The sequence below is a fragment of the Corynebacterium pacaense genome, from assembly GCF_900169525.1.
Lineage (GTDB): Bacteria > Actinomycetota > Actinomycetes > Mycobacteriales > Mycobacteriaceae > Corynebacterium > Corynebacterium pacaense.
Map to the genome: position 1 here is coordinate 1,231,634 of NZ_LT821240.1, position 26,437 is coordinate 1,258,070.

Here is a 26,437-nt window from a genome sequence, read left to right on the forward strand (position 1 = left end):
TTCAGTTCCGGGCCCGGTGTCCCCGCGGGCCAACCCGATGAGAAGTCACTCAGCCCTGGGAAGCGGCTGACCGCGGCCACAGCCGGTCTCCTGGCTTGCCGTCATCCACAAGGCATCCGCACACCTTCCCGGAAGCCCGCGAGGGCATCCAGTGGTCGTCCGCGGAACGTGTCGGGCATACAGTGGCGGGGTCCGCTCCCGGATTCTCACCGGGATTCCCGTGCACTGTGGCTGCACACAATCTAACCAGGGGATGACCCCCGTGTCCGTGGAAGCACGGGATTAACTTCGCCGGAGCGCAATAACGGGGTTGAACCGGGATTAATTCATGCTCCGCCGGCGCACTCCACCTGCGCAACCGTATCTGTCTATAGCACCTGAACCGCATTGTCTACTTTGCGGGCCGCTTTTTGTGTACACTCTTGAGACATCGGGTACCCGCAATGCGCCCCGGATAGGCAGAATCAGGAAAAACTCTCGATAGGAGCAAACCCTTCATGGGCCACGTGTACAACAACATCACAGAGACCATCGGTCGCACCCCCCTGGTCAAGCTCAACAAACTCACCGAAGGCCTCGACGCCGACGTACTGGTGAAGGTCGAGTCCTTCAACCCCGCGAACTCCGTCAAGGACCGCATCGGCCTGGCCATCATCAACGCCGCCGAGGAGGCGGGCGCACTGAAGCCGGGCGGCACCATCGTGGAGGCGACCTCCGGCAACACCGGCATCGCTCTGGCGCTCGTCGGCGCCGCACGCGGATACAACGTTGTGCTGACCATGCCCGAGACCATGTCCAACGAGCGTCGCGTCCTTCTCCGTGCCTACGGCGCCGAGATCGTGCTCACCCCGGGTGCGGCCGGCATGCAGGGCGCAAAGGACAAGGCCGATGAGATCGTGGCCGAGCGCGATAATGCGATCCTGGCCCGCCAGTTCGAGAACCCCGCCAACCCCCAGATCCACCGCGAGACCACCGCAGAGGAGATCTGGGCGGACACCGACGGTGAGGTGGACATCTTCGTCGCCGGCTTCGGCACCGGCGGAACCGTCACCGGTGTCGGCCAGGTGCTCAAGGAGCGCAAGCCCGGTGTTGAGATCTACACCGTGGAGCCCGAGGCATCCCCCCTGCTGACCACCGGCAAGGCCGGCCCCCACAAGATCCAGGGCATCGGCGCCAACTTCATCCCCGAGGTCCTCGACCGCAAGATCCTCGATGATGTGCTGACCGTCTCCAACGAGGACGCCATCAAGTGGTCCCGCAAGCTCGCCACCGACGAGGGCATTCTCGGCGGTATCTCCACCGGCGCGAACATCAAGGCCGCGCTGGACCTGGCCGCGAAGCCGGAGAACGCTGGCAAGACCATTGTCACCGTCGTCTGCGACTTCGGCGAGCGCTACGTCTCCACCGTCCTCTACGAGGACATCCGCGACTGATCCCGCACCCCGGACCGCCGCTCCCTGCCCAGCAGGGGCGGCGGTCTCTGCTTTTCGACGCCCCCGACCGTGGCCCACGGCCACCGCGGCCGGCTGAATGTATTGATTCTCAGTTTCCCGTCGAGCACTGACAGCGCTGTTACACTTGCCGCATGCTTTCGTTCGTGAAGATGATTCGTGAAGATCTTGCCAATGCCCGAGATCATGATCCGGCGGCAAGAGGCGACGTTGAAAACGCCATCGTCTACTCCGGACTGCACGCGATCTGGGCGCACCGCGTGGCCAACAGGCTCTGGAGAGCCGGCCTCCGCGGCCCCGCCCGAATCCTGGCGCAGGGAACCCGCTTCCTCACCGGCATCGAGATCCACCCCGGCGCCACCATCGGCCGCCGCTTCTTCATCGATCACGGCATGGGGATCGTCATCGGCGAGACCGCGGAGATCGGCGAAGGGGTGATGCTCTACCACGGCGTCACCCTCGGTGGCCAGGTGCTGACCCAGACCAAACGCCACCCCACCATCGAAGACAACGTCACCATCGGCGCGGGTGCCAAGGTGCTCGGCCCCATCACGATCGGGGCGGGCTCCGCAATCGGTGCGAATGCGGTGGTGACCAAGGACGTTCCCGCGGAGCATATCGCCGTGGGCATCCCCGCGGTCGCACGCCCACGGCGCCGCGAGGAGCACGTCAAGCTCGTCGATCCCGACTACTACATCTGATCCTTCAGCCAAAACCCCAGCCACCCCGGATGCGTGTGACCCAGTTAGTTCTTGAGGTCCGCGTACCCGGGGTTCTTTCTGATGAAGTGGGCGACCGCCGTGCAGGAATCATGGATGCGGATACCCCCGGCCCTGGCATCATCGAGGGCGGCGCGGATCAGCGGCCCTGAGAGGCCCTGTCCGCGGAACTCGGGCCTGATCACGGTGTGGTTGAAGTTTCGGTAGTTCTGCCCGTCCACGTAGCTTGCAAAGCCCGCCGGGGTGCCATCCACGGTGATGATGAAGCGCTTCTGACCCTCATTGTGGCTGACCGCTATGGTGTGGTTCCCGCTCATGGTGGTGATTCCTCTCAATTTTCCTGAGAACACGTGTTAATCAGAAAAACAAGAAACCACCTCCATCAATTCCCGCTCAGGGACGTGATGGAGGTGGTAAATGTGGCCAGACCCGGGATCGAACCGGGGACCTTTCACTTTTCAGGCGAACGCTCTACCGACTGAGCTATCTGGCCATGGATGAAAACTACAATGTAGTAAAAATCCAGCGACCCTGACGGGACTTGAACCCGCGACCTCCGCCGTGACAGGGCGGCGCGCTAACCAACTGCGCCACAGGGCCTTGAAGCAATACGTAACAGGCCAGACAGAGTCTGCCGGACCGTGCTGCGCACAAGTGAATACCTTACACAGCACCGCGATCTGGGCACAAGTCCCCACGTGAGAGCATAAAAACACCCCTGGGAACGGGACGTCGGCGCAGGGGGTGGGAAAGCAAAAGAACCGGGGGTCCACACCTCAATCGAAGTGTGGGCCCCCGGCCAGTGCGTAAAACATCTGCGACCCTGACGGGACTTGAACCCGCGACCTCCGCCGTGACAGGGCGGCGCGCTAACCAACTGCGCCACAGGGCCTTTATATTCCACGTGTTCACGAGAACGTGGACAGTACTCCCAACGGGATTCGAACCCGTGTCGCCGCCGTGAAAGGGCGGTGTCCTAGGCCCCTAGACGATGGGAGCGCGTTACCCTGAGGTAACTCCTGAAGAATATACGTGATTTTTCACCGAGCACAAAATCTGTCGATGAGCTGGGGTTTCGAAGGGTACCGAGGGCTTGGTGACAGCAACCAAAAGCCCTCGCCCGGGACGTCGAAAAGTACAGGATGCAGCTATGGCCTATTGGAACCACAACACGGCGTACCATCCGTGGATACTCCGCCATCTCCACCGAGGGGCGAGGCTTCTCGACGTCGGCTGTGGAGACGGACTCCTGCTGCAGCGTGCGGCGCACCTTGGCTGCGTAACGACGGGCATCGAACCCGATCCCTCAGCGTACAATCGCGCTCTCCGGCGGCTCCACGGGAATGCGGCACTCCACAACTGCACTCTCGATGACCTTGATGCTCCAGACGCCTCCTTCGACGCCATCACCTTTGTGGCATCACTGCATCACATGGACACCACTGCCGCCCTGTCCTCGGCTCGACGCCTGTTATGTCCCGACGGAATCCTCCTCGTGGTGGGACTCACCGCCAACAAATCATTCTCGGATTGGGGCGTATCCGCTCTCCAGCTTCCGGTGGTGGCCACCCTCGGACGACTGCACGGCGAGACCCCGGACATCGGCGTTCCCGTGCAGTCTCCACGGGAAAGCTACTCCGAGATCGCTGCGTTGACACGGAAGATCCTCCCCGGACGCAGGTTAGGTCGCGGCCTCTACTACCGGTTTCTGATGGAGTGGAGGAACGTGCTGCACCGGGCGCCGCCTTCAGGTGCAGCTGCTCCATGACTTTGGCGGTCGCGACCCCACCACCTAAGGCGCACAGGTACCGTCCACGGAACAGCTCTGTCCCTCCTGAACAAGTTCGAAGGGACTCGCCGGATGCCTCGCCTCCCATTCGGTCAATGACCGTTCAATCGTGGACCGGAATACATCGTCCTCCTGGGCACCACTGATGGCGTAGGTGCGGTCAAACACGAAGAAGGGCACACCCGTGACACCGAGTTCCCTCGCTTCCCGGATATCGGCCCGCACCTCATCGGTGTAGGCATCCGACTCCAGTACAGCGCGTGTGACATCGGCGTCCAGGCCCGCCGTACGGCCTATCTCTACGAGGGTGTCCAGATCATCAATGTTGCGCTGTTGCGCGAAATGAGCGAGGAAGAGAGCCTGAGCCACCTGTGTCTGCAGTCCGTGATCCCTGGCCAGGTGAATGAGCCGGTGTGCCCGCACGGTGTTCGCCGGGATCGAGGTGCTCTGATCCATCTCCAGACCGACATTCGCCGCCAACTGTTCCACCTGGGAACCCATCTGCGCCGCCTGCTCGAGACTCCATCCCTTGGTCTCAGCGAGCATTTCATTGGTGGTGCGCAGCGGATACGTCTCCAGCCCCGGCATGAGCTCAAAGCTCTTGAACTCCACCTCTATTCGGTCCGAGCCACTCGTCGCCCTCAACGCGTCGTCGAGCTTCTTCTTGCCTATATAGCAGAACGGGCAGAGAACGTCGCTCCACACCTCGATCTTCATCTTGTCAGCCATGTCCGCTTCAACGGCCCGTTACGGGCGGGTATTCCCCGCAGGAGGCCGTGGGCGTCGAAAAGCAGAACCCCCACCAGTCCGGGGACTGATGGGGGTGGCATGTGGGCCCTGAGGGGCTCGAACCCTCGACCTGCGGATTAAAAGTCCGTAGCTCTACCAACTGAGCTAAAGGCCCGACTCGGCATATTTTAGCGGGTTGGTTCCCGATATGAAAAATGCCCCCACCGTTGAAGCAGGCAGGGGCAGTTCCGGGCTGTTCGAATCAGCCCTTCATGGAACCGGTGCTGGCCAGGTTCGTGTGGAACTGGAACGCGGTTGCCAGGTCGTGCGGGGTCTGGAGGAACTTGTTGGCTCCGGAGGTGGCGCGCTCGTAGTACTCCTCGAGCAGCGGACGGTAGTCCGGATGCGCGATGGAGATGATCTTTGCCACGCGCTCACGGGGAGCGAGGCCACGGAGGTCGGCGTAGCCGTACTCGGAGATCAGCACCATCACATCGTGCTCGGTGTGGTCGATGTGGGAGGCGAAGGGGACGATCGCGGAGATGGCGCCGTCCTTGGCCACCGACGGGGTGATGAAGGAGGAGATGTAGCCGTTGCGGGTGAAGTCGCCGGATCCGCCGATACCGTTCATCACACGGGAGCCGGAGACGTTCGTGGAGTTGACGTTTCCGTAGATGTCGGCCTCGATGAGACCGTTGGTGGCGATGAGACCGACGCGACGGATGACCTCGGGGTGGTTGGAGATCTGCTGCGGGCGCAGGATGATGTACTCGCGGTAGCGCTCGGCCTCATCGTTCATCTTCTCCGCGTACTCGGGTGAGAGGGAGAAGGAGGTTGCGGAGGCCACGGTCATCTTGCCCGCATCGATCAGGTCGACCATGCCGTCCTGGATAACCTCGGTGTAGGCCTGGATGTTCTCGAACTTCGAATCCAGCAGGCCCGCCATCACGGCGTTGGGGACGTTGCCCACACCCGACTGCATGATGTAGCCGTCATAGGAGAGGCGGCCCGCGGCGACCTCGCCCTCAAGGAAATCGAGGAAGTTGCCGGCGATCTTCTTGGAGATGTCATCGACGGGCTTGAAGGGTGCGTTGCGGTCGGGGGTGCTGGTCTCCACGACGGCGACGACCTTGTCGGTGTCGATCTCGATGTAGGACTTGCCGATGCGGTCCCCGGGCTTGTTGATCGGAACGGCGATGCGGTGCGGCAGCTTCGGGATGGACCAGATGTCATGCATGCCCTCTAGGTGCTCCGACTGCCAGGAGTTGACCTCGATGATGATGCGTTCTGCGGCGTTGAGGTACTCGACGTTGTTGCCCACCGAGGACGAGGGCACGATGTGGCCCTCCTCGGTGATGCGCACGGCCTCGACGATGGCGACGTTGAGCTGTCCGAAGAAGCCCTCCTCGACCAGCTGGCCGGAGTGGGAGAGGTGGATGTCCGCGTATGCGATCTTGCCCTCGTTGATCTTTGAGCGCATGGTCGGATCGGACTGGTAGGGCATGCGGAAGCGGATGGCGTCGGCTTCCGCCAGCACGCCGTCACAGTCGGGGGCGGTGGATGCGCCGGTGTAGACGTCGATGGCGTACTCTTCACCCGCGCTGTGAGCCTGCTTGGCGCGGTTGGCGATCGCGGTGGGCAGTGCCTTCGGGTAGCCGGCGCCGGTGAAGCCGGACAAACCGACCTTGTCACCGTGGTTCACAAACTGAGCTGCCTCCTCGGCAGACTTGATCTTGGAACGCAGCTTTTCCGAAGCAATGCGATCTGACATTGGTTACCTCCTCAGGTAACCGGAGCATTCCCACGGCACTCCGCATGCCCGGGCAATGCTGCCGGTGTGTTGTTTTCGCAGAACGTGCATGTATCCGCCATAAAGCAGTTTAGTCGCACCCACCCCAGGGACGGGCATGTCACTACCTTGGTGAATTTATGACGTACCCCACTCCATAGTGTTGTGCCGATAAGACTAATCCATCTACCCCTCCCTTGTCCGAAATACCAGGGATCTTTGCTCAATAAACACGGGATGTCACCCCCTTTCGTGCAGGCCCGCCGGTTCAAGGTGGCACGATCCAGCCGACCCCTTTTCGGCACGGGGGTAGCAAAACCACAAACGCCGTGCCCCGGCCCGACCCCCTGGGACCATTTGGTGACTGGCCTGACCGGTAGCACAATGGTTTCTGTGACTCTGCAGATCGGACCCTTCGCCCTCGCCTCCCCGGTGGTGCTCGCCCCCATGGCCGGGGTGACCAACGTCGCCTTCCGCACGCTCTGCCGGGAACAGGAACTGCAGCGCACCGGCACGGTCTCCGGACTCTACGTCTGCGAGATGGTGACCGCACGGGCACTCGTGGAACGCAATGAGAAGACCCTCCACATGACCACCTTCGCCCCGGATGAGAATCCCCGCAGCCTGCAGCTGTACACGACCGACCCCAGGTACACCTACGAGGCGGCGAGAATGATTGCGGAGGAGGGCCTGGCCGATCACATCGACATGAACTTCGGCTGCCCGGTGCCCAAGGTGACCCGGCGGGGTGGCGGTTCGGCGCTTCCCTATAAACGCAGACTCTTCGGAAACATCGTCGCGGCCGCCGTTCGGGCCACCGCGGGCACCGACATCCCGGTCACCGTAAAGTTCCGGGTCGGCATTGACGACGCCCACCACACCCATCTGGATGCCGGCCGCATCGCGGTCGACGAGGGCGCGCAGGCGGTGGCGCTGCATGCACGCACCGCGGCGCAGCGCTATTCGGGCGAGGCCGATTGGAATGAGATCACCAGGCTGAAGGAGCACCTGGCCGACACGGGTGTGCCGGTCCTGGGAAACGGAGACATCTTCGCGGCCCGCGACGCGGCCCGGATGATGGAGCAGACCGGCTGCGACGGCGTGGTGGTCGGTCGGGGATGCCTCGGGCGACCCTGGCTCTTCGCCGAGCTCTCCGCCGCCCTGCGGGGCACACCGGTCCCCTCCGAACCGACCCTGGGTGAGGTCACGCGGATCATTCTCCGCCATGCGGAGCTCCTGGTGCGCCACGATGGCGAGGTCAAGGGCATCAGGGACCTCCGCAAACACATGGGCTGGTATCTCCGTGGATTCCCGGTCGGAGGGGAACTGCGCGCCGATCTCGCGCGGATCTCCACCATCGACGAGCTCAGGCGACTGATCACCCCGATCGCGGATTCGACGGCGATCGCCGAGGATGCCGAGGGACCCCGCGGACGTAAGGGATCGGCGGCGAAGGTCGCGCTTCCCGATGGATGGTTGGACGATCCCGAGGATGACAGCGTCCCGGTGGGCGCCGAGATGGAGAATTCCGGCGGCTGATGCCCCACCTGCCGGAAAACGCCCCCGGCCGGGGTTGACATGCCCCTTCCGATCACCGTGATCAGCAGGATTGGATTAATCGGGCTATCCTGTACCGCATGCGTACGGCATATAGACAGCAATTGGACTCTTTCGCGCACAATCTCATCGTATTGTGTGACGTAACCAAGGACACCATGGCGAAGGCCTCCGATGCGCTGTTGCGTGCCTCCCTGCAGTCGGCGGAAGACGCGCTGTCCAATGCCGAACAGCTCGATGAGGTCAGGAGCCTCTGCGAGGATCAGTCGGTGGAACTGCTCGCTCTGGAAACCCCGGTGGCAAGGGATCTGCGCCAGGTCGTGTCCTCGATCTACATCGTCGAGGATTTCGACCGCATGGGCGCCCTGGCCATGCACGTGGCGAGTGCCGCCAGGAGGCGGCACCCCGAGCATGCACTGCCCGAGGATGTCGCGGGCTTCTTCAAGGAGCTGGCGAGGCTGGTCGCCGACATGTCGGACAAGATCAGGGATGTCCTCATTGAACCCAACACCGACATCGCTCTGGCACTGTCCACCGATGACGACGCGGTGGATGATCTCCAGCACCACCTGTTGCGGATGATCACTCTGCGTCCCTGGCCGCATTCCACACGCGAGGCCGTGGACATCGCGCTGCTGGCACGGTTCTTCGAGCGCTACGCCGATCACACCGTCAACGTGGCCTCCCGCATCGTCTACCTCAGCACCGGGATGCGCCCGGAGGAGTACCTGCGTCGCCGCGCCGACGAGGAGATCGAAGCGGAGGCGGAGAAGCGCTGGCAGGAACTGGAGAATCAGTTCCGCAGAAGCTGACGTCCTTCTGAGACACCGGAGGGGCCGGGCGGAGAATATCCGCCCGGCCCCTTCATTTCATCAGGTGTGGTTGATCTACCACCAACCGAGGACCTTGAACCAGAGTCCGCCGACGACGAACCAGATGGCCAGGGACACCAGCGAGCAGATGAAGCTGACTCCCCACCACTGTCCTGTCGTGTTGTAACCGGATCCGTACAGCGCCGGCCCGGGTCCGCCCGCGTACTGGGTCAGACCCATGTTGAGCAGCGCAGTGTACGCCAGTGACATCGCGGCCAGGGTGGGCGGGGCGCCCAGAGCGATCGCAGTGGCGAGGAAGGCTGCGTACATCGCGGCGATGTGGGCGGTGGCCGAGGCGAAGAGATAGCGGGTGTAGAAGAACACGAGGATCAGGATCACAAGGCCGATCTGCCAGCTCAGACCACCGATCGCACCGGAGATGGTGTCGGCGATCCAGCCGACGATACCGTAGGTGTTCAGCGCGCCGGCCATCATCACCAGAACGGCGAACCAGAAGATGGTGTTCCAGGCCGCCCTCTCCTTGACAATGTCCTCCCAGGTCATGATGGATGCGACCATGAGGATGACCAGGCCAATGAAGGCGGAGATGGTGGCGTTGATCCCGAAGACCATGTCTCCGACGACCCACAGCAGCAGCAACAGCACGAAGTCCGCGGTAAGAATCTTCTCCGCCCACGACATCGGTCCCATGTCGGAGAGTTCCTTCTTTGCAAAGGCTGCGATCTCGGGGGAATCCTTGATCTCCGGGGGATAGATCTTGTACACGAAGAACGGCAGGACGATCAGGGCGACGACACCGGGAACCAGGGCACCGATGAACCAGGAGGTCCAGGTGATGTCCACCCCGAAATCGGCGGCGAGCGACTGCATGATCGGGTTACCCGCCATGGCGGTCAGAAACATCGCGCACACGATGGTGTCGATCTGGGAGATCGCGATGGCGAGGAAGGCACCGGCCTTGCGGGAGGTGGGGCCGGCCTCGGAACCGTATGCGGATGCGACGGACTGCATGATCGGGTACATGATTCCGCCGCCACGGGCCGACGCCGAGGGAATGCCGGGGCCGAGGATGACGTCCGCGAGGGCGAAACCGTAGGCGACACCGATCATCTTCTTACCGAAGACCGAGATGAAGAACAGCGCCACGCGGCGGCCGAGTCCGGTCTTGATCACGGCCCTGGACAGGAACATCGCGATTCCGATGAGCCAGATGGTGGAGTTGGCGAAGCCGGAGAGCATTCCCACATCGCCCTCCTTGGGGCTGATGGGGGTCAGATTGAACAGGCCCGACAGGGTCAGCGCGATCAGGCACACCGCGCCCATGGGCATCACCTTGGCGATGATCGCGACGATGGTGGCCACGAACAGGGCCAGCATGTACCAGGCGCGGGGCTCGAGGCCCGCGGGCTCGGGGATCAGCGCAATGGCGACACCCACCGCCAGGGGAATCAGGGCCTTTCGCCAATCGAAGTACATTGCGGCACGTACGCCCTCTGAAGCCTTATCCGATGATTGTGTCCCGGATGGCTGCGGAGGGAGGGAATTGGAAACGCTTGTCGACATCTCAGCTTCCTCACACTTGTCGATGGAGGAGCGAGGCGAGAAACCTACGATTGGCCTTGAACGATTCAGCATCCAACCCTGCTCCAAGGATGTTTACATGTCCATGCTACTCAGCAACGAAGATTTCTCACAGCTGAATCCAACATTCTGGAGGTGAGTTCCAACACAAACCAACATTGCCTAAAGTAGCGCTTGAGCAGCACAAAGCCGCCGCACCCGATGGGTGCGGCGGCGTGGGGCGTCCGATTTGCTTATCCGAAGCGTCCGGAAATGTAGTCTTCGGTTTCCTTCTTGTCAGGATTCTCGAAGATCTTCTTGGTCGGGCCGATCTCAACGAGGCGGCCCGGCTTGCCGGTGGCCTCGAGCGAGTAGAAGGCGGTCTGATCGGAGACACGCGCCGCCTGCTGCATGTTGTGGGTCACGATGACGATCGTGAAATCTTCCTTGAGCTCGTGGATCAGATCCTCGACCGCGAGGGTGGAGATGGGGTCCAGAGCGGAGCAGGGCTCATCCATGAGCAGGACCTCGGGCTCGACCGCAATGGCGCGGGCGATGCACAGACGCTGCTGCTGACCACCGGAGAGGCCGCCGCCCGGCTTGTCCAGGCGGTCCTTGACCTCTTCCCAGAGGTTTGCACCGCGGAGCGACTTCTCAGCCACTTCCTTGAGCTTCTTCTTGTTCTTCTCACCGGAAAGGCGCAGTCCCGCGACCACGTTGTCCTCGATGGACATGGTCGGGAAGGGATTGGCCTTCTGGAAGACCATGCCGATGGTGTTGCGCACGGCAACCGGATCGATCTTGGGTCCGTAGATGTTCTCGCCATCAAGCAGAATCTCACCCTTGACGTAGGCGCCGGGGGTCACCTCGTGCATGCGGTTGATGGAACGAAGGACGGTGGACTTGCCACAGCCGGAGGGGCCGATGAAGGCGGTGACGGACTGGGCGGGAACCTCGAGGTTGACATCCTGAACGGCGTGGAAGTCACCGTAGTAGATATTGACGTCCTTGAGCTTGAGCTTCGACATCGCTATGTTTCTCCTAATGAGTTTCTTGGGAAAGAAGGTGGTGATTTACTGCTTGACCGAGAACTTGGCTGAGATGATTCGTGCACCGACGTTGAGCACAGCGATGATGAGGACCAGCGTGAGGGCTGCGCCCCACAGCTTGTCCAGCGTCGCCGGGGCGGTTCCCGCCTTGTACATGTCGAGCATCATCAGTGGCAGTGATGCCTGCGGACCGTCGACCGGGTTCCAGTTGATGGTCTGGGAGGAACCGACCAGCACGAGGACCGGGGCGGACTCGCCCATGACGCGGGCGATGGCGAGCATGACGCCGGTGACGATTCCCGAGAGTGCGGTCGGGAGGACGATCCTGGCGATGGTCTTCCACTTGGGGACGCCGAGTGCGAAGGAGGCCTCACGCAGATCCTGCGGAACCACGCGGAGCATTTCCTCGGTGTTGCGGATGATCACCGGGACCATGAGGATGACCAGTGCGAGTGACACGGCCAGTCCCGAGCGAGAGAAGCCGAAGAGCACGATCCACATGGAATAGATGAACAGGGCGGCGACGATAGAGGGGACGCCGGTGAGGATGTCAACCATGAAGGTGGTGACCCGTCCGAGCCGGTTTCCATTGGAGTACTCGACCAGGTAGATGGCGGTGAAAATGCCGATCGGGATGGACACCAGCGAGGTGATTCCCGCCTGGACGAGGGTACCGATGATGGCGTGCAGCGCACCGCCACCGGGCAGCATCAGCATGACGCCGGACTGTGAGGTGGTCCACCAGCTCGCTTTCAGGACCGGGGCCAGACCGCGGCTGATGACGGTCCAGAGCACCCAGATGAGCGGGATGGCCGCCACGGCCATCGCGGCGTAGATGATGACGGTGGCAAAGGTGTTGGTTGCCTTGCGGCTACCGGAGATATCGGAGAAGGAGGTCGTCTTCTTCAGCGGTTCATCCATGCGCGGTGAGACGGTTGAGGTGTTTGTCATTGTTCTAGCCCTTCTACTTTCCGCGGTTGACCATGGCTCGTGCTGCGGCGTTGACGATGAAGGTCAGGGCGAAGAGCACCAGGCCAGCGGCGATATAAGCGCCGGCGCGGGTGTCATCGTTGAACTCCGGTGCCGCGTTTGCGATGGCGGTTGCGAAGGTGGTGCCGCCGTCGAACAGCGAGAACCTGAATGTTGAGGACGGCGAGACGACCATGTACAGGGCCATGGTTTCGCCGAGTGCGCGACCGAGTCCGAGCATCGCGCCGGAAACGTAGCCGGACATACCGAAGGGCAGGACCGTGAGTCGGACGACTTCCCAGCGGGTTGCGCCCAGTGCGAGGGCGGCCTCGATGTGGCCCTTGGGGGTCTGAACGAAGACCTCTCGGGCGGTAGCCGCGATGACCGGGAGGATCATCACGGCGAGCACGATTCCACCGGTGAGCATGTTACGGCCGGTGGCGAAGGACGGGGAGTTCTGATAGACGGTGAAGAGGAAGAACCCGCCCGCCCAGCTCTCGAGCCAGGTGTAGAAGCCGGAGAGAGCCGGTCCGAGGACCTGCCAGCCCCAGAGACCATAGACGATGGACGGCACGGCGGCCAGCATGTCCACCATGTATCCGAGCGGCTTGACCAGGCGCTTGGGTGCGTAGTTGGAAAGGAAGACCGCGATACCGAGCGCGACGGGCATGGCCAGCAGCAGCGCCACCACGGAGATCGTCAGGGTGGCGGCGAGAAGATTGGGGATGCCGAAGTACATCGCTTCGACATTGGTGGTGTCCCAGGGACCGGAGTAGGTGAAGAATCCGGAGATTCCCTCAGCGTTTCTCATCAGAGACGGAACAGCACGCCAGATGAGGAATGCAGCAATCGCCGCGATCATAACGGTGATAATTGCGGCGGACGCTGTGGACAGGAACTCGAAGATTCGGTCGCCGGGGCGTTTGACGGAGCCGGAGCCCGATGTGATGGCCTTCTTCGAAAAAGGGGCCGGTTCTACGGAGCTTCCGATTGTGGCCACCGGGTTGGCGATCACCTGGTCTGGATCCAGGTTTCGCTCACTCGTGGCGGACTGATTTTCGGCCATGTCTTAGTTTTTCCTTAACTGGCGTGATTCTGTTTCTAAAGTGAATGCACTCCCCCGGCTGTCTCTGAAGAATCCTCGGGACAGCCGGGGAGATCAATGGTGTGGGCAACCCGGCGGGTCACCCACCTCCGATCGGACCTACTGGATGGCCTCGACTGCGGCTGCCAGACGGTCATGGTGCGAACCGGTGACCGGGATGTAGCCGAGCTCGGCGAGCTGGTCATCCTGGGAGTTCAGGGCCACGGTCAGGAAGTCCTTGACCTGGTCCCGGGTGGTCTGATCGTAGCCTGCGGAGCAGACGATCTCGTAGGTGGTGAGGATCAGCGGGTAGGATCCGGCATCCTTGGAGGCGAAGAGTGCATCGGAGTCGACGACCATGTTGTGGCCCTCGGTCAGGAACTTCAGGGAGTCCAGTGCAACTCCGACGGAATCGGCGTTGAGCTCGACCGGGCCCGAACCGAAATCGATGTTGGCGATTCCGAGGCCGGACTGACGTGCGAAGCCGGCCTCAACATAGGTGATGCCACCCTCGATGTTGGAGGTCTCGGTGGCGACACCGTTGGAGCCCTGAGCACCTGCGCCGACGGCGGTCGGGAACTGCTGACCGGTGGTGGTCCAGATGGAGGGCTGTGCGGCGGCGAGGAACTTCTGGAAGTTGTCGGAGGTGCCCGACTCCTCGGAACGGTAGACCACGGAGATGTTGAGGTCCGGAAGGTCGGTGCCCTCGTTCTCGGCTGCGATCGCCGGGTCATTCCACTTGGTGATCTCACCCTTGAAGATCTTTGCCACGGCCTCCGTGGACAGGTTCACCGAATCCACTCCGGGGATGTTGTAGGCAACGGCGACGGGGCCGATGACGAAGGGCAGGTGCCATGCGTCATTGCCCTCACAGCGTGCCTTGGCCTCGGCGGCCTGGTCATCCTTCATCGGGGAGTCGGAGCCTGCGAAGGCAACCTGGCCGGCGACGAAGTTGGTGCGACCTGAACCCGAGCCCGAGGGGGTGTAGGCAAGGGAGGCGCCGGGCACCGCGGAGCTGTACTGGATTCCGAAGTAGTCCATGGCGGACTGCTGCGAGGAAGCGCCCTCGGCGACGAGCTGACCGGTGGTGCCGGTCAGTCCCTCCACCGCAGCTGCGCCGGTGGAGGAGGCGGAGTCGGAGCTTTCGGACTCGGAACATGCAACGAGAGCGAAGGAGCCGGCAGAGATGGCGCCAAGAAGAGCAACAGAGCGCTTGAAAGTGAGGTTCACGGGAAGCCTTTCCGGTGTGTTGGAAACATCAAACGAGCAACTCCTGGAGGTGGTAGGACTGTACGAAAACCTCGGTCGGAGCATACTCACAAGCTATGAACCTAAAACCCGCACATGACCAACCATGGCAGATTTGGTAAACACACAATGAACAATCGGAAAGCATTGGGAGAATTTGTTGGCGAACGGCACCTCCCGGCCCCACGGGGAAGCGCAGATCACTAATTTGGAGGTGTTGCCCGGGTCTTTTCATAGACCACATGGCGCTCGGCGACCGTGAACCCGAGCGCGGCGTAGGCCCTGACCGCCGGTCCGTTGTCCGCCTCGACATAGAGGATCACCCGCTGCGCCCCCCGGGAGACCATGTGTGCGAGCCCGAGGCGGACGAGGGGATCCCCCAGTCCACGACCGCGGAACGCATCCGCCAGGCCGACCACGTAGATTTCCCAGAGTCGGGGATCATGGCGCTTGGTCCAGTGAAAGCCCGCCAGCTCGGGTCCCTCCCAGAGAAGGAGCACGTCCTCCTCCGTGAACCACCGTGCCGACATGGCCGTGTGCAGGCGGTCCAGATCCCATCCGCCCTGCTCGGGATGCCAGGAGAAGGCCTCGTTATTCACCCTGAGCCAGGCCCGCTCCACATCCGGGCGCTCCCCCCGCGCATCGGCGAGGGAACCCGAGGTGAATCCCGGGGGATCGATGTACACCGCCGCTGTCTCCAGGTCCCGACCCTCGACAGCCATCACCAGCAGCTCCCTGGTCTTGCGCATGTGCAGCGACGCGGCGAGCGCCCGCGCGCCCGCGGTGTCACCGTGTGCCCACACCGCGGGTGTGGGGGAGGCGTCGATAAGCCGGCGTCCGATGCCACGTCCGCGGAAGGCGGGGTGCACGGCCAGTTCCGTGCTCTGCCCGTCCGAGGAGGCCAGGCCGACGAGCGCGCCGTCCACACGGGCGGTCAGGTGCTCATGGCCGAGCTCCGGTTCAGTCAGCCCCCGCAGAAACTGCTCGGAGAAGGCATCGGTCCCGTCCTCCTCCGCCACCGCCTTCAGCAGATCCAGGGCCTGATCCGCCAGTTCAAAAGACTGTTCAGCACTGATCACCGTGTTTGTCATGGCACCAGACTAGCGCCACGCAGCGGTGGCGGCGGAGCCGTGACCTCAATGGGGTAAAGATATAGGTGTGTCAAAACCTCCAGGCAGGCCCTTCCGCGCCGCCATCGCCACCGCCCTGACCGTTCTCGTGCTCGGTGCGGTGCTCTGGGTGGCCGATTCGGTGTTCGCCACCCGGGCGGAGCGCCACATCTCCGAAAGCATCGCGGAGGAGGCCGATCTGGAAACCTCGCCCCGGGTGTACGCCGGCGGCGCCATTTATCTGAGTTCACTGGTCACGGGAACGCTGGACACCGTGACCATCGACATGCTCGATGTCGATGTGCCCGGAATAGGAATGGTCAACGCGAGCACCGTGCTGGACTCCGTCACCGTCACCCCGGCGCAGGTTCTCTCCGGCGACCTCAACGGCTCGGCGGTCGAGCTCTTCAGCCGTACGCTGCGCCTGGACGGCGTGGCACTGGGATCCCAGCTGGGCATCACCGACCTTGATATCTCGAACCCGCTCGATGTTTCCCCCACCGGGGGAAGCGCCTCCGAGGCCCAGCTCAGCGGCACGCCCACGGGCTTCGCCGAACCGGTTGCCGTCGTGGTCACCCTCCGGCTCGTCGGTTCGGAGTTCCACATGACACCCGTCTCGCTTGTCGACGGCCCCGACGGCACCACCCTCGACGACGTCGTCGGCGACTTCACCTGGAGCATCGACACCACCCAGCTGCCCCTGGCCAACCGTGTCAACGCGGTGAAGATGATGGGCGGGTCGATCTACTTCGAGTCCCAGGCACGCAACGTCATCGTCTCAACCAGGGAGCTGTCACCTCTGGCCGCCCCCGAGGATGACTCCGACAGCTAGCTCAGGCACGCACCCTGACTACGTCGCGCGCATAGTGGAGAAGGTGGCGGGCCCAGTTCATGGTGGGCGGGGAGGGATTGGTCCTGGGCGCGAAAACCTCCACCACCTCGGGAATGGAGGTCAGCAGCACCCGGTCGGGGGATCCCTCGAACTCGCCGTCGACCTGGAAACGGTCACCGCTGTCACAGGTCAGCTCGACGCTCTCCGCGTCATCGAAGAGGATCGTGCGCCGGCGCAGGATCCGCTCCAGACGCCTACCGTGCCCGATGCCCACCAGGTGCATCATCGCCAGCACCCCTCCGGCACCGCGGACACTCCTCAACCCGAACAGTCCCAATCCCACATCGAAGGAGTTGCGGGGATTGGTCACCACCGGCAACGGCCCGAGAAAGGTCCAGGGGTTGGTGTTGGACGCCAGCATCAGCGGAATCTCCTCGGCTTCGATGACCTCCCCGGCGGTGTCAACCGCGCGGAAGCTGATCTGCGGTGGCTTGACCTGGGCGCGCATCCAGGCCCGAACGCTGACCTGCAGATAGAGCATGGGCGAGGCGGCGAAACCGCGGGAGCGTGCACGCTCCACACGGGCGATGACATCGGCGTCGATACCGAATCCCGCGTTGACGGCGAACCAGCGTGCCGGGTCGTTGTCACCCTTCCAGGTTCCGAGGCTGATCGTCCGCCGCAGCTCACCGCCGATGAGATCAACGACCATGTTGGCGGCGGCCAGATGATCGGCGGGGTATCCCAACGCGCGGGCGAAGACATTCGCGGAACCGGTGGGAAGAATCGCCACCGCGGGCAACTCGTGGTGGGCGGGGTACCCGCCGTCCGCCGCCCCCAGCAGGCCGTTGAACACCTCGTTGACGGTGCCGTCGCCTCCCGCCACCAAAATGATGCCGACCTCCCCTCGGGTCATCCCGCGGACGATCTCCTCCGCGTGCCCGCTGTACTGGGTGAAGCGCGCCTCGAGCCGCACCCCCGGCAGCGCCATGACCCGTGGCATGACACGACGGAAGAGTTCCGCCGTCTGGGAGGTCGAAGCCGGATTAGCAATCACTAGAACACGCACGTTGTCCAACGATACTGGCTAAACGCTAGTCTTGGATGACATGAGTTCAAATGAATCAGCAAGTCACAATCCCATCCCCGGCACCGGGGCGGATGCCCCCTCGCTCTCCGATTCCGCAGCAATCAGCGGAAGTGATGCTGTCAACCTCGCCGCTGAACAGGCGAAATCCACCGCACACCGAAACATCCCCGGACTCGGCGATCTCCCGATCCCCGATGACACCGCCAACCTCCGCGAGGGTCCGAACCTCCACGACGGACTCCTCGCGCTGCTCCCGCTGGTCGGGGTGTGGCGGGGGGAGGGCCAGGCGGACACCCCCGAGGAAGGTCAGTACTCCTTCGGCCAGCAGATCGTCTTCGCCCACGACGGCGAAAACTACCTCTCCTATGAGTCCCGTCTGTGGAAATTGGACGCGGAGGGCGCCACGGTGGGCCCCGATGAGCGCGAGACCGGATTCTGGCGGATCAACCTCAAGGATGAAATTGAGTTCGTCTGCGCGCATGCCTCGGGCGTGGTGGAGATCTGCTACGGTCAGCCCCTCAACGAACGCGCCTGGGAACTCGAATCCGCCTCCACGATGGTCACCGCCACCGGACCCTCCACTCTCGGTCCGGGCAAGAGGCTCTACGGACTGCTTCCCACCAACGAGCTGGGCTGGGTCGATGAGCGACTGGTTGACGGTGAACTCAAGCCACGCATGTCCGCGCAGCTGCAGCGCGTGATCGGCTGACCTCCGCTCAGCCGAGCGCCCCGGTGATCAGCTCCCTGATCTGCTCCTCATTCCCGGGCCGGGGCATCTTGCGGCCATCGAGGCGGGTGACCCGCGCCGCGATCCTCACCGAGGACACCAGCCAGACACTGTCAGCACCGATGAGGTCGTCGACGCTCAGTTCGCGCTTCTCCTTGCACCTCCAGCCGTGACCGGTCGCGTAGTCGAAGAGGGCCGCCTGCGTGGTTCCGGGCAGGATGTCACCCCCGGGGGTCGGGGTGCGCAGCTTGTCTCCCTTGAAGCTGACCACCGTGGAGGTTGCGCCCTCGAGCACCCTGCCTTGGTCGGTGAAGATCACGTCGTCGAATCCGTGCGCCCTGGCATAGCGCAGGGCAGCCATGTTCGCCGCGTAGTTGAGGGTCTTCGCCCCGACCACCAGCCAGGGAGCCGGGGCGGGTTCCATCCCCCTGAGCTGTCCCCTGGTCGCATCGGTGACCCCGGGGAGGGCGGTGTCGATGGTGAACCCGCGGGAGCTGGTCATCACCGACACCCCCTGTACCCGCTGCCGCAACCTGACCTCGTCCACCCCCGTGACAGCCACCCAGCCCGATGCGATCCCGGTCGATGCGCGTCCCCTGGTCAGGGTCCATGTGCAGGAAGCGTCCCCCGCCCCGGGGTGCCCGTACCAGGCCTCCACGGCCATCTCCGTCGCCTTGAGCCAGTCCTTGATGATGGGCGTCGGGAGTCCCAGCAGTGCCGCGGAGGCGAGGAAGCGATCCGCGTGCCGCCCGGTGTTGCACGCCCGCCCCTGACGGATCAGAAGTGTTTCAAAGACTCCGTCGCCCCTCGTCACCGCGGCATCATCCCAGAAGACCATCGGCAGATTGGGATTGTGCTGCCTGATCGATCCCCCATAGGGTTCAACGATCATGATCACCGGGGAGGGGGTGGAAAAACGAGGGGGTACGGGAGCCATGAATGACGATTATGCCCCTTTCCGGGGCATCGCGCCCACCGCTTCCCCAGAGCTGGATGGACACTCCGGGGAGTTTTTGGCGTACCATCATGGGTGTGGCTAAAGAACACTCCGAGGTCGCGAAGGATACCGACCTGGATTCCAAGCGCTATCTCTCGCCCCTGCTGGCGCGTGATGGTGCCGCGGAGGCGCAGGACAATCCCGCCCAACCGGGCAGGAGCGGTGTCGCGTGGCACTACGGCGCCCCACTCGTCGAACAAAGAAACCTCGAATCCGGGACCGCTCTGATTGATCGCTCCAACCGCAGGGTGATCAGGGTCGATGGCCCCGACGCACCGGAATTCCTCAACAATCTCTTTTCCCAGAAACTCGATACCGCGGCCGATGGCTTCACCGCCGCCGCACTGGATCTGGACGCCCAGGGCCGGATACTGCACACAATGACGGTCACGCGGGTGGGTACGGTCTTCTACCTGGACACCTCCGCCGAGGAGTTCCTCACCCTCATCTCCTATCTCCGCAGGATGATCTTCTGGTCCGAGGTCACCGTCGAGGAGGCGGATCTGGCGATCCTCACCCTGGCGGGCGCGCCTATCGACGCCTCCGCCGCGGGTCCCACCTTTCAGCGGCGGGTCGACTGGGCGGGCCCTGCCCGCGTCGACCTCGCGGTGCCGCGCACGGGGCTCGATGCGGCCGTCGACAAGCTTATTCAGGCGGGTGCGAGGTTGACGGGTCTGATGGCCTACACGGCCGAGCGGGTGAAGGCCGTGGAGCCGGAAGCCGGGGTGGACCTTGATTCCAAGACCATCCCCCATGAGATTCCGCGGTGGATCGGTCGCGAGGGTAGTCCCGGCGCCGTCCACCTGAACAAGGGCTGCTACCGCGGCCAGGAGACGGTCGCACGGGTGGACAACCTCGGGCGTTCCCCGCGGCTGCTCGTGATGCTGCACCTGGACGGCTCGGCCCCCTCCATGCCCGCACCCGGCGCCGAGATCACCGCCGGTGCACGCACGGTCGGCCGCCTCGGCACCGTTGTTGATGACTGCGATCTGGGGCCGATTGCCCTTGCCCTGATCAAACGCAGCGCGCTTGATTCCGCGCTGGGTATCAACGATGTCTCCGTGAGCGTGGACAGGGACTCACTACCCGTCGAGGAGGGCAAACAGCGTGGACGCATGGCAGTGAACAGGCTCCGCGGACGCGAGTAGCTCCGCGCGGGGCAACCGAATATCCCAGGGCGACTGCTTTCTCCGGAAAGTCGCCTACTTAGGCATGTTTTATGCAGGTCAGGCGCATGTTGCGGAATTTTCGGCGGGAACAGGCTATTGTGTCTATCAGGAATACAGTTAAAACATTTATGAAGCCCATGGATCATCCAAATTCCCAGGATTTTCCGCTCACTCCAAGGGGGTCAGGCAATGGGTCGCGGTCGCGCGAAGGCAAAACAGACCAAAGTTGCTCGCCAGTTGAAGTACAGCTCTCCAGACATGGATCTCGATCAGCTGCAGCGGGAGCTGGCCAACCAGTCTCCCCGGCGTTCCTACTCCGATGCCCCTGATGATGATGACCAGCCCGCAGAATATGCGGACTGGAACGAGGAAGAGGACCATGGGCGGCGCGCCTATGGGACCCGCTAGTTTCCCCGACACCTGATCTGATCACTCCGGCTTCAGCCAGTCGCACGGAGGTGGATTCGTCCACCGCCGCGATATGCAGCCCTGTGCTCGGCTCCCATCATCATCTCGTGGCTCAAGGATTCCGTCGCACAAGCTGATGGCCCGCCCATCATCGCCCGACGGATTCTCCCATTCACAACTACCGCCTCGGACGGCGCGTGGTTTTTCGTGGACAGCTTCCCGGAGTGCTTCCCCTGTGTTCCCGCACTCCGGCACCTGGTCACGAGACAACCGCGTGCCGTCCGAGTCGTTTTCGTCCATGCGCAGTAAAACGACCCCGACCTCCACCCGAGGTCGGGGCCGTGGCCCGTGCGGAGACCCTAGTATCCGGGGTGCTCGCCGTTGAGCACCACCGTCGGCTCCCCGGTCTCACCGGTACGCACGGTACCCAGCTCCCAGCAATCAATGTGCCGCGCGGTTAGCATCGCCAGGGCGCGATCGCGGTCCTTCTCGGCCACGACGGCGACCATGCCGACGCCCATGTTGAAGGTCTTCTCCATCTCCTCGCGCGGAACCTTGCCCAGGGATGCGATCGTGCGGAAGATCTGGCCGGGTGTCCAGGTCGCGCGGGACATCTCCGCGACCAGGCCCTCGGGGATCACGCGGACCAGGTTGCCCGCGAGGCCGCCACCGGTGACATGGCAGAAGGTGTGCACCTCACATTCCGAGATCAGCGCCAGGCAATCCCTGGAATAGATCCGGGTGGGCTCGAGGAGTTCCTCGCCGAGGGTGCGACCGAGCTCCTCGACATGTCCGTCGAGGGGGAGCCCCGCCTTGTCCAGGAGAACGTGGCGGGCCAGGGAGTAGCCGTTGGAGTGCAGCCCGGAGGAGGCCATGGCGATGATGACATCGCCGGAGCGCACACGGTCCGGGCCGAGCAGCTCATCGGCCTCAACGACGCCCACCGCGGTCGCGGAGACATCGTAGTGGTCGGGCTCCATGACCCCGGGGTGCTCCGCCGTCTCCCCGCCGAGCAGTGCGCAACCGGCCTGCACACAGCCCTCGGCGATGCCGGAGACGATCTCAGCGACGTGTTCGGGCACCACCTTGCCGATGGCGATGTAGTCCTGGAGGAACAGCGGTTCGGCACCGCAGACCACGAGATCATCCACGCACATGGCCACCAGGTCGATTCCGATGGTGTCATGCTTGTCCAGCATCTGGGCTATGACCAGCTTCGTGCCCACACCGTCGGAGCCGGCGGCCAGGAGCGGCTTTTTGTAGCTGCCCAGTTCGAAGAGGCCGGCGAAGCCTCCGAGATTTCCCCTGACCTCGGGGCGGGTTGCGCGTTTGGCCAGCGGTGCGAACAACTCGACGGCTCGGTCACCGGCCTCAATATCGACGCCTGCTGCTGCGTAGGACGTGCCTTCGGTGGCGCTACCGGTGTCGCGGTGATCACTCATCGGTTTTCGCTTCTCCTGCTTGGGTTTCTTGGTGGTTTGAAAAAATTAGGGACGAGTGTGGGGAGGTTCTAGACGGCCTGCATCTTGAGAACCAGTTCCGCATTGGGATTACCCTCGGGCAGTCCCATGGGGTACCTGCCGTCGAAACAGGCACAACACATCTCCGAGCGTGGTTGCTCCGTGGCTTCAACCATACCGTCGACGGAGATGTAGCTCAGCGAATCGGCTCCGATGGTGGTGCGCACCGTCTCCACCAGCTCGGCCTCATTATCACTGGTTACGGCATTGGCGATCAGTTCCCCGGGGGTGGCGAAGTCAATGCCGTAGAAGCAGGGCCACTTCACCGGCGGCGAGGCGATGCGCACGTGTACCTCGGTCGCACCGGCCTCACGCAGCATGCGGATCACCGCCCGCTGGGTGTTGCCGCGGACGATGGAATCGTCGACGACGATCAGGCGCTTGCCTTTGATCGCCTCACGGAGGGGGTTGAGCTTCAGCCGGATACCCAGCTGGCGCAGGGTGTCCGAGGGCTGGATGAACGTGCGACCGACGTATGCGTTCTTGACCATGCCCTGGCCGAAGGGAATGCCGGAGGCCTGGGCGAAACCCACCGCCGCCGGCGTGCCGGAATCCGGCGTCGGGATTACGAGATCACCATCCGCGGGAGCCTCCCTGGCCAGTTGGCGCCCGATCTCCAGGCGGACCTCGTTGACCGATCGCCCCTTGATCACCGAATCGGGTCGGGCGAGATAGACGTACTCGAACACGCAGCCCTTGCGCGTGGTCTCGGCGAAGCGGGTCGAGCGCAGCCCCGATTCATCGATGGCGATGAGTTCGCCGGGCTCCACCTCACGGACGAAACTCGCGCCGACGATGTCGAGCGCCGCGGTTTCGGAGGCGACGACCCATCCGCGCGCCAGCCTGCCGATGGTCAGGGGCCGCACGCCGTAGGGGTCGCGCGCCGCGTAGAGGGTGTGCCCGTCGGTGAAGGTGAGGCAGTATGCGCCCTTGACCTCGGGCAGCAGTGAGCTGGCCGAGTCGAAGAGGCTGCGCCCCTCGCCGATTCCGTTGGCCAGCAGCGCGGTGAGCACATCGGTGTCAGAGGGCTTCTTGTGCGGATCGACCAGGCCGAGTTCCGCGGCGCGGTTGCGCAGCTCCACGTGGTTGATCAGGTTGCCGTTGTGCCCCAGTGCCACATCGGTGCCGTCGGGGGCCATCCGGAACATCGGTTGGGCGTTCTCCCAGGTGTTGCCACCCGCGGTGGTGTAGCGGGTGTGTCCGATGGCGATATCACCGTTGAGGGATTCGAGGATGGGCTCATCAAAGACCTGGGAGACCAGACCCAGATCCTTGAACACCAGAATCTGCTCGCCATCGCCCACCGCGATGCCCGCGGCCTCCTGGCCGCGGTGCTGGAGGGCGAAGAGCCCGAAGTAGGTAAGCTTGGCCACTTCCTCGCCCGGTGCCCACACACCGAAAACACCGCATTCCTCGCGGGGCGACTGTTCATTGCGATCATCGTAGGGGTAGCCCTGAAGGGGGCGCCGCGACGGATGCGCTTCGTTTGACTTGGGACCAGGATGGGTGTGCTGATCAAGTAGTGCCACGGGGGAAATCGTAGTCGCTGCATGCCCCAGAAACTAATACGCCGGACGGATCACAGGGGAAGGATCGGCAGGCGGGCGGAGATCTCGCCGGCGCGGGTACCGGAGGCACTGAGTCTGCCTGCGCTTTCCTCCTCCTCGAAGGAGCTGAGGCCGGTCGCAAGTCTCAACCAGGTGCGGGCATCGGTTTCCACCACATTGGGCGGGGTTCCCCGGGTGTGTCGTGGTCCCTCGATGCACTGAACGGCCACGAACGGGGGTACCCGGACCTCCACGCTGTGCCCCGGGGACTCCTGTGCGAGGGTGCGCGCGGTGAGTCGGACGGCGTTCGCGATCGCGCGTCTGTCCGGCTTCTCCCCCTCCTCGGGCCCGGCGATCCACGCGGCGACGGCGATGACGGCATCCCTGGTATCCTGCGGGTCGATCCTCATGAGGACCACTCTAGCCCGACGCGTTAGAGTATCCGTATGTCTGAGATCTACAGCGAATCCATTCCCCGTTCCCCCCAAGTCACCCTGCGTTTCATGGCGGCTCCGACAGACGTGCTGATGGCCGGCGCCCAGGGCATCGGTGGCGGCCGGGTGCTGGAATGGATCGACAAGGCCGCCTACGCCTGTGCGACGCAATGGTCGGGCACCTACTGTGTGACCGCCTACGTCGGGCACATTCATTTCACCCGGCCGATCCCCTCCGGCCACATGGTGGAGGTGCGCTCACGCATCGCCATGACAGGCCGCTCCTCGATGCACATTGTCAATGAGGTGTTCTCCGCCGATCCCCGCGACGGCATATACACCCGGGCCTGCGACTGCCTGGTTATCTTCGTCGCCAAGGACACCTCCACCGGCAGGACCCAGCCGGTACCGAAGTTCACTCCGCGCAACTCCGAGGAGGAGCGGGTGATGCAGTCGGCGCTCTCCCGGATCGAACTGCGCAAGGCCATCGAAACCGAGATGGAGAAGCAGACTTACGACGGCCCCTCGGATGCACCCAGGCTGGTCACCCGCTTCCTGTCCAATCCGACCGACGTCAACTGGGGTGGCAAGGTCCACGGTGGTACCGCCATGGAATGGATCGACGAGGCCGGAACCGCCTGCACCATGGAATGGGCCGCGGGTCACACCGTGGCTGTCTACGCCGGTGGAATCCGCTTCTACCAGCCGATCTCGATCGGTGATCTCATCGAGGTCGATGCCCGCATGATGCGCACGGACAAGCGCTCCATGCAGATGTCGATCCATGTCCGCGCCGGTGATGCGCACCGCGGCCGCGCCGAACTGGAGACGGCCATTCACGCGACGGTGACCTACCTGAACATCGACGTCGACGGCCAGCCCCTGCCCGCGAGGCAGTTCGTTCCGGTCACCGATGAGGACAAGCGTCTTGCGGAGCACGCGAACATCCTCCGTGAACTGCGTTCGCAGTACTCCCCCATGCCGCTGACCATGCAGACCACGCCCTTCCACGTGGACTGATCCCGGATCAGACCACGACCATCCACACCGCCACGAGGTGGACCACCGCGGCGACAACCGTCGCCGCGTGGAAGTGCTCGTGGTACCCCATCCACCTGGCCTGTCTCCCCGGCCAGCGGAACCCGTAGACCAGGGCACCCAGGCTGTAGACAACGCCGCCGGCGAACAGCAGCCAGACCACGGTGTGCCCCGCACCGGACCAGAGTTCCGGCACCAGCGGGATGATCAGCCAGCCGAGCGCGAGATAGACGATCACATCGAGCCAGCGCGGATGATCGATCCACACCATGTTGAGTATGACCCCGAGCACCGCGCCTCCCCAGGCCAGTCCGAGCATCCACGCCGCCAGTCTGGGCTCGAGTGCGATCAGGCACAGCGGGGTGTAGGTGGCCGCGATGAACACGGCGATGGTGGCGTGATCGGCGCGGCGCCACCAGGACACGGTGGCCAGGCGTCGCCACTGCCCGCGGTGGTAGGCGGCGGAGACCGCAAAGAGGCCGAACATCGCCACCGCGTAGATGGTCACCCCCAGTGCCTGCCACCACACCAGCGTCATCCAGGCGAAGGTGGACAGCACAGAACCGGAGACGATGCTCAAGATCGCGGCGATCTGGTGGAAGAGGCCCCTGGTGCGGGGACGTTCGCCGCGGTCGAAGACATAGCGCGTCAGTTCCAGGATGGGTTCGTCGGAGGTGGGTCTCTCCGCCCTGGCCTCCCTGATCCTCGGATCAGCGTCCATGTAGTCTCGGTCCTCTTTGTGCCCTGACGATCCTGATGTCATTGAACCTCTCCTGTTCTCTAGGCACC

General features: G+C 63.6%; 25 protein-coding genes, 5 tRNA genes and 1 riboswitch. Of the genes, 10 read left to right on the forward strand and 20 right to left on the reverse strand.

The genetic code is table 11. The features are described from left to right. Positions 1-63 precede the first annotated feature (63 nt). A riboswitch (cobalamin riboswitch) is annotated at positions 64-245 on the reverse strand. Positions 246-497: 252 nt separating this feature from the next. Next, the gene (cysK, locus tag B7E02_RS12710) at positions 498-1,433 is read left to right on the forward strand and encodes a cysteine synthase A (RefSeq protein WP_080796592.1); all 936 of its coding nucleotides are present in this window, start codon (positions 498-500) and stop codon (positions 1,431-1,433) included. Positions 1,434-1,585: 152 nt separating this feature from the next. After that, positions 1,586-2,152: a serine O-acetyltransferase EpsC gene (gene epsC / locus B7E02_RS12715; RefSeq protein ID WP_080796594.1), complete on the forward strand. Its 567-nt coding sequence runs from the start codon at positions 1,586-1,588 to the stop codon at positions 2,150-2,152. 44 nt (positions 2,153-2,196) lie between these two features. Here epsC and B7E02_RS12720 read toward each other — a convergent pair whose 3' ends face one another. The 5 genes from B7E02_RS12720 to B7E02_RS12740 all read right to left on the reverse strand — a co-directional run bounded on the left by B7E02_RS12720 (position 2,197) and on the right by B7E02_RS12740 (position 3,169). Next, positions 2,197-2,487 (reverse strand): GNAT family N-acetyltransferase, encoded by a 291-nt coding sequence (locus B7E02_RS12720; protein WP_080796596.1) that lies wholly within the window; start codon positions 2,485-2,487, stop codon positions 2,197-2,199. Between the two features lie 103 nt (positions 2,488-2,590). After that, positions 2,591-2,663: transfer RNA gene (locus B7E02_RS12725), tRNA-Phe, on the reverse strand. A gap of 33 nt (positions 2,664-2,696) precedes the next feature. Continuing rightward, a tRNA-Asp gene (locus tag B7E02_RS12730) sits at positions 2,697-2,770 on the reverse strand. A gap of 218 nt (positions 2,771-2,988) precedes the next feature. Further along, positions 2,989-3,062, reverse strand: a tRNA-Asp gene (locus B7E02_RS12735). 34 nt (positions 3,063-3,096) lie between these two features. Continuing rightward, positions 3,097-3,169 (reverse strand) — tRNA-Glu (locus B7E02_RS12740). A 151-nt stretch (positions 3,170-3,320) separates the two neighbouring features. Here B7E02_RS12740 and B7E02_RS12745 point away from each other — a divergent pair. Continuing rightward, complete coding sequence (locus B7E02_RS12745; RefSeq protein WP_080796598.1) at positions 3,321-3,938, forward strand: class I SAM-dependent methyltransferase; 618 nt, start codon at positions 3,321-3,323, stop codon at positions 3,936-3,938. A gap of 24 nt (positions 3,939-3,962) precedes the next feature. On the opposite strand, the gene B7E02_RS12750 is transcribed toward B7E02_RS12745, so the two are convergent. The 3 genes from B7E02_RS12750 to scpC all read right to left on the reverse strand — a co-directional run bounded on the left by B7E02_RS12750 (position 3,963) and on the right by scpC (position 6,459). Further along, on the reverse strand, positions 3,963-4,688 hold the full coding sequence (locus B7E02_RS12750; RefSeq protein ID WP_245802272.1) for a DsbA family oxidoreductase: 726 nt from the start codon (positions 4,686-4,688) through the stop codon (positions 3,963-3,965). A 102-nt stretch (positions 4,689-4,790) separates the two neighbouring features. Then, positions 4,791-4,863: transfer RNA gene (locus tag B7E02_RS12755), tRNA-Lys, on the reverse strand. An 87-nt stretch (positions 4,864-4,950) separates the two neighbouring features. Continuing rightward, entirely contained in the window at positions 4,951-6,459 is a 1,509-nt protein-coding gene (scpC, locus tag B7E02_RS12760) for a succinyl-CoA:acetate CoA-transferase ScpC (RefSeq protein WP_080796600.1), read from the reverse strand. A 411-nt stretch (positions 6,460-6,870) separates the two neighbouring features. Here scpC and dusB point away from each other — a divergent pair, with 411 nt between their 5' ends. Beyond that, positions 6,871-8,016 carry a tRNA dihydrouridine synthase DusB gene (gene dusB, locus B7E02_RS12765; RefSeq protein ID WP_080796603.1) on the forward strand — a complete coding sequence of 382 codons (1,146 nt, stop codon included), beginning with the start codon at positions 6,871-6,873 and terminating at the stop codon, positions 8,014-8,016. A gap of 98 nt (positions 8,017-8,114) precedes the next feature. Continuing rightward, positions 8,115-8,846 (forward strand): phosphate signaling complex protein PhoU, encoded by a 732-nt coding sequence (gene phoU, locus B7E02_RS12770; RefSeq protein WP_080796605.1) that lies wholly within the window; start codon positions 8,115-8,117, stop codon positions 8,844-8,846. Positions 8,847-8,921: 75 nt separating this feature from the next. Here phoU and B7E02_RS12775 read toward each other — a convergent pair whose 3' ends face one another. The 6 genes from B7E02_RS12775 to mshD all read right to left on the reverse strand — a co-directional run bounded on the left by B7E02_RS12775 (position 8,922) and on the right by mshD (position 15,868). Beyond that, positions 8,922-10,343, reverse strand: coding sequence for a DASS family sodium-coupled anion symporter (locus B7E02_RS12775; protein ID WP_080796607.1), 1,422 nt, complete (start codon positions 10,341-10,343; stop codon positions 8,922-8,924). 338 nt (positions 10,344-10,681) lie between these two features. Beyond that, entirely contained in the window at positions 10,682-11,455 is a 774-nt protein-coding gene (gene pstB, locus B7E02_RS12780; protein ID WP_080796609.1) for a phosphate ABC transporter ATP-binding protein PstB, read from the reverse strand. Between the two features lie 45 nt (positions 11,456-11,500). Continuing rightward, positions 11,501-12,427: a phosphate ABC transporter permease PstA gene (gene pstA, locus B7E02_RS12785; protein WP_080796611.1), complete on the reverse strand. Its 927-nt coding sequence runs from the start codon at positions 12,425-12,427 to the stop codon at positions 11,501-11,503. A gap of 13 nt (positions 12,428-12,440) precedes the next feature. Continuing rightward, a complete protein-coding gene (gene pstC / locus B7E02_RS12790) occupies positions 12,441-13,511 on the reverse strand; it encodes a phosphate ABC transporter permease subunit PstC (RefSeq protein ID WP_080796612.1) in 1,071 nt (356 codons plus the stop codon). 138 nt (positions 13,512-13,649) lie between these two features. Continuing rightward, the gene (gene pstS / locus B7E02_RS12795; RefSeq protein WP_080796614.1) at positions 13,650-14,759 is read right to left on the reverse strand and encodes a phosphate ABC transporter substrate-binding protein PstS; all 1,110 of its coding nucleotides are present in this window, start codon (positions 14,757-14,759) and stop codon (positions 13,650-13,652) included. Between the two features lie 221 nt (positions 14,760-14,980). Further along, positions 14,981-15,868, reverse strand: a complete 888-nt coding sequence (mshD, locus tag B7E02_RS12800; protein ID WP_080796616.1) for a mycothiol synthase — start codon at positions 15,866-15,868, stop codon at positions 14,981-14,983. Positions 15,869-15,935: 67 nt separating this feature from the next. Between mshD and B7E02_RS12805 the strand changes: the two genes are divergently transcribed. Continuing rightward, complete coding sequence (locus B7E02_RS12805; protein ID WP_080796618.1) at positions 15,936-16,718, forward strand: LmeA family phospholipid-binding protein; 783 nt, start codon at positions 15,936-15,938, stop codon at positions 16,716-16,718. Position 16,719: 1 nt separating this feature from the next. On the opposite strand, the gene B7E02_RS12810 is transcribed toward B7E02_RS12805, so the two are convergent. Next, positions 16,720-17,787 carry a diacylglycerol/lipid kinase family protein gene (locus B7E02_RS12810; RefSeq protein WP_245802273.1) on the reverse strand — a complete coding sequence of 356 codons (1,068 nt, stop codon included), beginning with the start codon at positions 17,785-17,787 and terminating at the stop codon, positions 16,720-16,722. 40 nt (positions 17,788-17,827) lie between these two features. On the opposite strand from B7E02_RS12810, the gene B7E02_RS12815 reads away from it, so the two are divergent. Continuing rightward, entirely contained in the window at positions 17,828-18,517 is a 690-nt protein-coding gene (locus B7E02_RS12815; protein WP_080796622.1) for a heme-binding beta-barrel domain-containing protein, read from the forward strand. 7 nt (positions 18,518-18,524) lie between these two features. Here B7E02_RS12815 and B7E02_RS12820 read toward each other — a convergent pair whose 3' ends face one another. Next, entirely contained in the window at positions 18,525-19,472 is a 948-nt protein-coding gene (locus tag B7E02_RS12820) for an aminodeoxychorismate lyase (RefSeq protein WP_080796624.1), read from the reverse strand. An 89-nt stretch (positions 19,473-19,561) separates the two neighbouring features. Here B7E02_RS12820 and ygfZ point away from each other — a divergent pair, with 89 nt between their 5' ends. Beyond that, on the forward strand, positions 19,562-20,680 hold the full coding sequence (gene ygfZ / locus B7E02_RS12825; RefSeq protein WP_245802274.1) for a CAF17-like 4Fe-4S cluster assembly/insertion protein YgfZ: 1,119 nt from the start codon (positions 19,562-19,564) through the stop codon (positions 20,678-20,680). Positions 20,681-20,890: 210 nt separating this feature from the next. Beyond that, positions 20,891-21,109 (forward strand): DUF3073 domain-containing protein, encoded by a 219-nt coding sequence (locus B7E02_RS12830; RefSeq protein ID WP_080796626.1) that lies wholly within the window; start codon positions 20,891-20,893, stop codon positions 21,107-21,109. A gap of 359 nt (positions 21,110-21,468) precedes the next feature. Here the strand turns inward: B7E02_RS12830 and purM are convergent, their stop codons facing one another. From purM to B7E02_RS12845, 3 genes are all read right to left on the reverse strand, one after another. Further along, positions 21,469-22,551 (reverse strand): phosphoribosylformylglycinamidine cyclo-ligase, encoded by a 1,083-nt coding sequence (gene purM, locus B7E02_RS12835; RefSeq protein WP_080796628.1) that lies wholly within the window; start codon positions 22,549-22,551, stop codon positions 21,469-21,471. Positions 22,552-22,619: 68 nt separating this feature from the next. Continuing rightward, positions 22,620-24,158 (reverse strand): amidophosphoribosyltransferase, encoded by a 1,539-nt coding sequence (gene purF / locus B7E02_RS12840; protein WP_080796630.1) that lies wholly within the window; start codon positions 24,156-24,158, stop codon positions 22,620-22,622. 50 nt (positions 24,159-24,208) lie between these two features. Next, positions 24,209-24,586, reverse strand: coding sequence for a sterol carrier family protein (locus tag B7E02_RS12845; RefSeq protein WP_080796632.1), 378 nt, complete (start codon positions 24,584-24,586; stop codon positions 24,209-24,211). Between the two features lie 36 nt (positions 24,587-24,622). Between B7E02_RS12845 and B7E02_RS12850 the strand changes: the two genes are divergently transcribed. Then, complete coding sequence (locus B7E02_RS12850; protein WP_080796634.1) at positions 24,623-25,630, forward strand: acyl-CoA thioesterase; 1,008 nt, start codon at positions 24,623-24,625, stop codon at positions 25,628-25,630. A gap of 7 nt (positions 25,631-25,637) precedes the next feature. On the opposite strand, the gene trhA is transcribed toward B7E02_RS12850, so the two are convergent. Continuing rightward, a complete protein-coding gene (gene trhA, locus B7E02_RS12855; protein ID WP_245802275.1) occupies positions 25,638-26,369 on the reverse strand; it encodes a PAQR family membrane homeostasis protein TrhA in 732 nt (243 codons plus the stop codon). Positions 26,370-26,437: the final 68 nt, after the last annotated feature.

Coding starts and splice junctions, on each gene's coding strand:
- cysK (WP_080796592.1), top strand. CDS start 498: ATGGGCCACGTGTACAACAACATCACAGAGACCATCGGTCGCACCCCC.
- epsC (WP_080796594.1), top strand. CDS start 1,586: ATGCTTTCGTTCGTGAAGATGATTCGTGAAGATCTTGCCAATGCCCGA.
- B7E02_RS12720 (WP_080796596.1), bottom strand. CDS start 2,487: ATGAGCGGGAACCACACCATAGCGGTCAGCCACAATGAGGGTCAGAAG.
- B7E02_RS12745 (WP_080796598.1), top strand. CDS start 3,321: ATGGCCTATTGGAACCACAACACGGCGTACCATCCGTGGATACTCCGC.
- B7E02_RS12750 (WP_245802272.1), bottom strand. CDS start 4,688: ATGGCTGACAAGATGAAGATCGAGGTGTGGAGCGACGTTCTCTGCCCG.
- scpC (WP_080796600.1), bottom strand. CDS start 6,459: ATGTCAGATCGCATTGCTTCGGAAAAGCTGCGTTCCAAGATCAAGTCT.
- phoU (WP_080796605.1), top strand. CDS start 8,115: ATGCGTACGGCATATAGACAGCAATTGGACTCTTTCGCGCACAATCTC.
- B7E02_RS12775 (WP_080796607.1), bottom strand. CDS start 10,343: ATGTACTTCGATTGGCGAAAGGCCCTGATTCCCCTGGCGGTGGGTGTC.
- pstB (WP_080796609.1), bottom strand. CDS start 11,455: ATGTCGAAGCTCAAGCTCAAGGACGTCAATATCTACTACGGTGACTTC.
- pstA (WP_080796611.1), bottom strand. CDS start 12,427: ATGACAAACACCTCAACCGTCTCACCGCGCATGGATGAACCGCTGAAG.
- pstC (WP_080796612.1), bottom strand. CDS start 13,511: ATGGCCGAAAATCAGTCCGCCACGAGTGAGCGAAACCTGGATCCAGAC.
- mshD (WP_080796616.1), bottom strand. CDS start 15,868: ATGACAAACACGGTGATCAGTGCTGAACAGTCTTTTGAACTGGCGGAT.
- B7E02_RS12815 (WP_080796622.1), top strand. CDS start 17,828: ATGAGTTCAAATGAATCAGCAAGTCACAATCCCATCCCCGGCACCGGG.
- B7E02_RS12820 (WP_080796624.1), bottom strand. CDS start 19,472: ATGGCTCCCGTACCCCCTCGTTTTTCCACCCCCTCCCCGGTGATCATG.
- ygfZ (WP_245802274.1), top strand. CDS start 19,562: ATGGGTGTGGCTAAAGAACACTCCGAGGTCGCGAAGGATACCGACCTG.
- B7E02_RS12830 (WP_080796626.1), top strand. CDS start 20,891: ATGGGTCGCGGTCGCGCGAAGGCAAAACAGACCAAAGTTGCTCGCCAG.
- purM (WP_080796628.1), bottom strand. CDS start 22,551: ATGAGTGATCACCGCGACACCGGTAGCGCCACCGAAGGCACGTCCTAC.
- B7E02_RS12845 (WP_080796632.1), bottom strand. CDS start 24,586: ATGAGGATCGACCCGCAGGATACCAGGGATGCCGTCATCGCCGTCGCC.
- B7E02_RS12850 (WP_080796634.1), top strand. CDS start 24,623: ATGTCTGAGATCTACAGCGAATCCATTCCCCGTTCCCCCCAAGTCACC.
- trhA (WP_245802275.1), bottom strand. CDS start 26,369: ATGGACGCTGATCCGAGGATCAGGGAGGCCAGGGCGGAGAGACCCACC.